Source organism: Nonomuraea rosea (genome assembly GCF_039539705.1).
Taxonomy (GTDB): domain Bacteria; phylum Actinomycetota; class Actinomycetes; order Streptosporangiales; family Streptosporangiaceae; genus Nonomuraea; species Nonomuraea rosea.
The window spans coordinates 1-3,387 of the sequence record NZ_BAABDQ010000108.1 but is presented as its reverse complement, the minus strand read 5'-3'; the positions used below and the strand labels follow the sequence as shown (position 1 = coordinate 3,387).

Here is a 3,387-nt window from a genome sequence, read left to right as displayed (position 1 = left end):
GACTGTCAGCCAGCAGGTACGCGATCCGCTCCACCGGCTGACGAGGATCGATCGGCACATAAGCCGCCCCCGCCTTCCACACCGCCAGCAACGCCACCACCAGATCAACACCACGATCCAGACACACCCCGACCACCGACTCAGCCCCCACCCCCTCACCGACCAGCACATGAGCCAGCCGATTGGCCCGCTCATCCAGCTCGGCATAAGAAATTTCCTCTGCCGCCACCACCGCGACCGCATCAGGCCGGAGAGCGACCTGCGCCTCGAACAACTCCACCACCGACGCGCCCATGTCACCGGCCGCCGTGTCGTTCCACTCATCCAGCACCCGACGCCGCTCGTCACCGTCGAGCAGGTCCACCGCACTCAACCGCGTCCGCGCGTCGGCGCTCACCGTCTCCAGCACCCGGACCCAATAACCGGCGATCCGCCCGGCCCACTCCGGATCGAACAGATCCGTCGCCACCGTCACCGAACCCCGCACCCCCGCCGGAGCCCCTTGCCCGTCGAACGCCTCGCTCACCATCACGTCGAGATCGAACTTCGCCGCCCGCTCGCCCGCCGACGCGGCACCGGGCCGGATGACGGGAAGGTCGAGGACCGCGTCCACGGTGTCGCCCTTGGTCAGGACCACTTGGAACAACGGGTGCCGCGCCATCGACCGCGATGGAGCCAGCTCCTCCACCAGCCGCTCGAACGGCACGTCCTGATGCGCGAACGCCGACAGCCCGCGCTCCCGGACCCGTGCGAGCAGGTCGGCGAACATGGGGTCGTGGGAGAGGTCCACCCGGACGACGAGGGTGTTGACGAAGCAGCCGATCAGGTCTTCGAGCGCAGCGTCGGTACGGCCGGCGTTGGCGGACCCGATCGGGATGTCGGTGCCCGCACCGAGCCGCGACAGCAGCACTCCCAGTGCGGCCTGCAGCACCATGAACACGGTCACGCCCTCGGCCCGCGCCACCTCCACCAGCCGCGCGTGCACCTCGGCCGGGACATTCACCGGCACGCTGTGCCCATGGTGGGAGGCCACAGCGGGGCGCGGCCGGTCGAACGGCAACGCCAGCTCCTCCGGCGCCCCGGCCAGGGCCTTCCGCCAGTAGGCGACCTGGCGGGCGACCAGGCTGTCCGGATCATCCTCGTCGCCCAGAAGTTCGCGCTGCCAGAGCGCGTAGTCGGCGTACTGGACCGGCAGCGGCTCCCACACCGGGGCCCGCCCTTCGCAGCGGGCCGCGTACGCCAGCGAGAAGTCGCGGGCCAGCGGCGCCCTCGACCAGCCGTCGCCGGCGATGTGATGGATCACCACGGCCAGGACCCGCTCCTCCGGCCCGGCCTCGAACAGCCACGCGCGGATGGGGGCTTCCGTGGTGAGGTCGAAGGTGTACTCCACGGCCTGGGTGACCGCGTCGTCCAGATCCGCCGGAGCCACTTCGGCGATCGACAGGCTCCAACCGAGCTCGTCGAGGGGCGTGACGCGCTGGTAGGGCTCGCCGTCCACGACGGGGAAGACCGTCCGCAGCACCTCGTGCCGCCCGATCACGTCCCGGAGCGCCAGGCCGAGGGCGGCCCGATCGACGCCCCGCGCCAGCCGCAGCACGATCGGCACGTTGTAGGTGGCGCTGGGCCCTTCGAGCTGACTGATGAACCACAAGCGCTGCTGCGCGAACGACAACGGCACCCGTTCTGGCCGCTCCACCGCCGTCAACGAGGTCCGCGCCGTGCCCGCCTCGTCCAGTCTGGTAGCCAGTCCGGCCACCGTCGGCGCCTCGAACAGCGCCCGCAACGGCACCTCGACCCCCAGTACCGACCGGACCCGGCTGACCAGCCGCACCGCCAGCAGCGAGTGCCCGCCGAGCATGAAGAAGTCGTCGTCCACGCCGACGCTTTCCCGGCCGAGAACCTGCGCGAACACCCCGCAAAGGATCTCCTCGCGCAGGTCGGCCGGGCCGCGCCCCGCGTGCCCGGCATAGTCGGGTGCGGGGAGGGCTTTGCGGTCGAGCTTGCCGTTGGCGTTGAGCGGCAAGGCATCCAGGGCGACGATCGCCGACGGCACCATGTAGGACGGCAACCGATCCGCGATGAACGCGCGGATCGACTCGGCCAGGAGCGGGTCCGCGCCAGTCGGCACGACGTAGGCGACCAAGCGCTTGTCACCCGGCATGTCCTCACGGGCGACCACCACCGCCTGACCCACCAGCGGATGCGCGGCCACCACCGCCTGCACCTCACCCAGCTCGATCCGGAAACCACGGACCTTGACCTGCTCGTCGGTCCGCCCCAGATACTCCACCTGGCCCTCGGCGTTCCAGCGCACCACGTCCCCGGTGCGATACATCCGCACACCCGGATCGAACGGACACGCCACAAACCGTTCCGCACTCAGGGCAGGGCGACCGACATACCCGCGCGCCAGCCCGCCGCCCGCTAGGTACAGCTCCCCCGCCACCCCGACCGGGACCGGATTCAACCCTCCGTCCAGCACATACACCCGCGTGTTCGCCACCGGCCGGCCGATCGGCACCACCGCACCCACATCCCCATCGGCATACCAAGCCGTGGCATACACCGTCGCCTCCGTCGGCCCATAAATATTGGCCACCCGCACCCCCGGCAGAACCGCCCGGATGCCCGCCACCGCATCAGCCGACAACGCCTCCCCGGCCAGCACCACCGTCCGCGGCCGCACCCCCAGCACCCCCACCGCCACCACCTGAGCCAGCGCCGACGGCACCCCGCTCACCAAACTCACCCCACCCAGATCCCGGCCGCCATCGGCCACCGCCAGCACATCCGGCACCACCTCCACACACCCGCCCGACACCAACGGCCCGAACAACTCAAACACCGACACATCAAAATTCAACGACGTCGAGAACAACACCCGCGCGAAGTCCGCCCCACCGAACTCCCGCACCGCCCACCCCAAGAACCCGACCACCGACCGCTGCTCCACCACCACACCCTTCGGCCGCCCGGTCGACCCCGACGTATAGATCACATACGCCGCATGCCCCGGCAGCACCTCTCCTGCCAGCGCATGACCCGGCAGCGATTCCAGCTCCCGCATGATCGACACGTCGTCCAGCACCACATGGGAAACCTCCAGGGGAAGTCCAGCGCTCAGGGTGGCCGTCGTCACCACGGTGATCGCGCCCGCGTCGGCCAGCATGAACCCGATCCGGTCCACCGGATAGCCCGCATCGATCGGCAGATAAGCGCCACCCGCCTTCAACACCCCCAAAACCGCGACCACCAACTCCACATCGCGTTCCAGGCACACCCCCACCACCGACTCCGCCCGCACACCCCGCGCCACCAGCAACCGCGCGAGCCGATTCGCCCGCTCCTCCAACTCGGCATAGGTCACCTCGACGCCGCCCGAGGCCA

The 3,387-nt window shown here is 70.1% G+C and carries 1 protein-coding gene; it reads right to left on the bottom strand.

All coding sequences use genetic code 11. The annotated features are described in order from the left end of the window. The coding region (locus ABEA43_RS67545) for an amino acid adenylation domain-containing protein (RefSeq protein ID WP_345581458.1) at nucleotides 1-3,387 on the bottom strand (3,387 nt) is incomplete at both ends.